The 2,902-nt window shown below is 65.7% G+C and carries 6 protein-coding genes; 3 read left to right on the forward strand and 3 right to left on the reverse strand.

All coding sequences use genetic code 11. The features are described from left to right. Positions 1 to 61 precede the first annotated feature (61 nt). Positions 62 to 295: a hypothetical protein gene (locus B2W70_RS05370; RefSeq protein ID WP_286743625.1), complete on the reverse strand. Its 234-nt coding sequence runs from the start codon at positions 293 to 295 to the stop codon at positions 62 to 64. 291 nt (positions 296 to 586) lie between these two features. On the opposite strand from B2W70_RS05370, the gene B2W70_RS05375 reads away from it, so the two are divergent. Next, positions 587 to 952 (forward strand): PilZ domain-containing protein, encoded by a 366-nt coding sequence (locus B2W70_RS05375; RefSeq protein ID WP_286743627.1) that lies wholly within the window; start codon positions 587 to 589, stop codon positions 950 to 952. 125 nt (positions 953 to 1,077) lie between these two features. Here the strand turns inward: B2W70_RS05375 and flhC are convergent, their stop codons facing one another. Together flhC and flhD are read right to left on the reverse strand one after the other, a co-directional pair. Next, positions 1,078 to 1,614, reverse strand: coding sequence for a flagellar transcriptional regulator FlhC (gene flhC, locus B2W70_RS05380; RefSeq protein WP_058086832.1), 537 nt, complete (start codon positions 1,612 to 1,614; stop codon positions 1,078 to 1,080). Positions 1,615 to 1,678: 64 nt separating this feature from the next. After that, positions 1,679 to 1,999 (reverse strand): flagellar transcriptional regulator FlhD, encoded by a 321-nt coding sequence (gene flhD, locus B2W70_RS05385; RefSeq protein WP_058086910.1) that lies wholly within the window; start codon positions 1,997 to 1,999, stop codon positions 1,679 to 1,681. 339 nt (positions 2,000 to 2,338) lie between these two features. Between flhD and B2W70_RS05390 the strand changes: the two genes are divergently transcribed. Both B2W70_RS05390 and B2W70_RS05395 read left to right on the forward strand, forming a co-directional pair. Continuing rightward, positions 2,339 to 2,713, forward strand: coding sequence for a hypothetical protein (locus B2W70_RS05390; RefSeq protein ID WP_286743629.1), 375 nt, complete (start codon positions 2,339 to 2,341; stop codon positions 2,711 to 2,713). A gap of 9 nt (positions 2,714 to 2,722) precedes the next feature. After that, on the forward strand, positions 2,723 to 2,902 hold a 180-nt coding region (locus B2W70_RS05395; RefSeq protein ID WP_286743631.1), incomplete at its 3' end, for a hypothetical protein.

Raw genomic sequence — 2,902 nt, forward strand, 5'->3', positions numbered from 1 at the left:
CCGGTGACCGGCGCTGGGTGGGTGGTCCTGCCGGCTGAGCGCCAGGGCAGGACTTGAGAACTCAGCGGCCCGCGCCGTGGTAGGCGCGGCGCAGGTTGGCCACGGCCGCGCGACGGCGGGCGCGGTGGCTCAACACGCTGCTGCGCAACAGCACCGTGCAGGCAGCCAAGGCCAGCACGCCGTGCAGGTTGTGTCCCTGGGCCATCAGCGCCAGGCCAGCGATGCCGGCGATGCCGCATGCCACCGAGGTGGCTTGGCGACTGCGTTGCCAGATGGAGGGGGTTGACAGGCTCATGTTGCCTCCGTGGTTGGGGTCTGGTGGCGGTTCGTGAACTGCCACACGGCATTTGTACGCGGACTTGTCAACCCACGCAAGTTGGGGGTGTCCCGATCCCGGGAGAACACTCGCCCTGGTTTGGCGGAATTTGTTCCGCTCGGAGGTCTCGGTGCATGGGCCCAGGCTTCACCGGGGTTTCACATGCTGAACCATAATCGTTCCCATCTGTGGTGACAGCTTGGGTCCGCGACATGTTGGACGTCACCCTCCAGCCGCACGGAAGTCGAGGTTGTTTTGGCGGATCAGGACATGTCATGGTCAGGTGGTGCCGGGGGGCCCACCGTGGATGCACGCGGCGCGACCCGGGTCAACGCCCACTGGCGCGCACGGGTGCTGATCTCTGCGGAGGCCTTCACCGAGGGGCGCACGATCAACGTCTCCGAAAGTGGCGTCAGCTTGCTGCTCGACCGGCGCTTCCCCGATGGCGCCGTGCTCACCCTGGCGCTGGCCGTGCCCGACCCGACCGATCGCACCCGCTTGCATGCCATCACCGCGCAGGCCCGGGTCGTCTTCAACGTGGCGTCAGGCGATCTGTTCCGCCTCGGTCTGCAGTTCACCCAGGTCGCTGACGAGGGGCGCCAGCTCATTCGGCGCTGGGTTCACCTCTTGAGCTGAGCGTCGCCCGGCCAAAAAAGCGGGCCCGACGCCGAAGCGAAGGGCCCGTGCAAGCACCTGAGACAACGGTGCTACCAGGAGGAGACCTGCATGAAAACGGTGGGTGCGGTGCGGCGCGGTGCCAATCAGTGCAGCTGAAGTGACCCAGCGGCCTTGCCCTTGCCGGCGCGTGCCGGGGGGTTGCACAGGCCGCAGGTGAAGTGGCGGGCGATCTCGTGGGGGTGGGTGACGAAGTGGCCACCGCACTTGTTGCACTTGGTCATGGTCAGCATGCCGTTGTCGATGAACTTGACCAGGCGCCAGGCGCGGGTCACGGACAACAGCGGCTCCAGGCCCTGTGACTGGGTTTGTTCGAGGTAGAGCTGATAGGCCTTGATGACCACGTCGATCTCGTCCATCTCCGAGGCCTTGTTCAGGTACTCGTGCATGTTCAAGAAGAGGCTGGCGTGGATGTTGGGCTGCCAGGTCATGAACCAGTCGGTCGAGAAAGGCAGCTGGCCCTTCGAGGGCGACTTGCCCGAGACCTCTTTGTACAGGCGCAGCAGGCGCTCATACGACATGTCGGTTTCCGACTCCAGCACCTGCAGGCGGGCGCCCAGGTGGATCAGCGTGATGGCGCGGTCGATCTGCTTGGCTTCGGTCAACAGGCTCTTGGTGCGCATGGTGTCTCTCCTGGGGGGCGTCTGGAAGGGGGGCGTTGTCTGCGTTGTCAGCGTCGGGCGCTGATCAGGCGGCTTCCTGGTGGCGACCGGCCATCAGGATGGAAGCGTGCAGGCGGGTGACGGAGTCGTTGTTGGACTTGGAGTGGCTGGTCAGCAGGCTCCAGACCAGGTCGTCGTCGATGCGCATGCGGCACAGCAGGGTGTTGCCCGAGGCGATCTTGAGCACTTGGGCGGGCGACAGGGAGGCCAGGCGTTCGGCGGCTTCTTCGGAGATGCCCAGGCGGAAGAGGGCTTGCTCGCGGTCGCTGCGGATGAGGCTCTGGGCCAGCATCAGGTAGGACAGGTTGACTTCGCGGATTTCGGCAAGGATCTGGTCGGCGTTCATGGTGGGCTCCTGTTCGCTGCGTTGCCTGGCGTTGTTCGCTTTGGCGTTGTCGATGGAGTCATTGTGCAAAGACACCCCAGTTTTCTTGATAGGGGCCTGGCTGCGCGAAGCGTCGGTGTCACGCTGGGCGTGCTGTAGGAAATTGCCTGACAAAGCCCCTGAAAAGCGGAAGGCGGCGGCCGAGTGGTTTTGCCGCTTTTGCCGATTCAAGGTGGCGACAGGCCTTCAGCGCGCGCGGGCTGCGGCAGGAGTTCACGCGCATTTCACGCTCGGGCGAACTAGTCTGGCGCTCAAGCCTGGGCCTGACGGTGGGTCGGCTGTTCGCTGGAGTTTTTCACCATGTCTGTGCGCCAACTGTGTCTGTTGTCTGCTGCCTTGATCGCCGCCGGGGCTTGCGCCGCGGCGCCTGCCAAACCCATGGCCGAGGTGGTCTTGCCTGCGCAGGAAGTTCGCATCGAGCAAGCGATGCAGCTGGACATGGCTCGCCTGCTGCAGGCCCGCGTGGGTGAGAGTTGGGCGGTGAACCTGCCACGGGTCGGCCACAAGCGCTTGACGCTGGAAACCGTGATCACGGGTCGCGATGGCCTCAAGTCCTGGCACGCCCGACTGGGCGATGCCGTGGGCGACCGGATCTACCTCAGGCAGACCAAACGCGGGCTCCATGGTGGTGTGCGCGTGGGAGGTCAGGTGTTCGCGGTGGCCCAGCGTGGCTAGGGGCCCCTGGTGGTGGCGCCTGCCGCCACGGTGGCCGCCGTCTCGACGCAGGCTTTCGTGCTGGGTGCCGTGGTGGAGCCCGGCGTGCAGCTCATCTCGCCCAACCTGGCGGCGCTGGCGGACGCGCCCGTTGGCAGCGAGTGGGCCATGCCTTTGCCTGGCGGGCAAACCGAGGTGGTCGTCATCACG

The sequence above is a fragment of the Aquabacterium sp. UBA2148 genome (assembly GCF_002328915.1).
In the GTDB taxonomy this organism is placed as follows: Bacteria; Pseudomonadota; Gammaproteobacteria; order Burkholderiales; family Burkholderiaceae_C; genus Aquabacterium; species Aquabacterium parvum.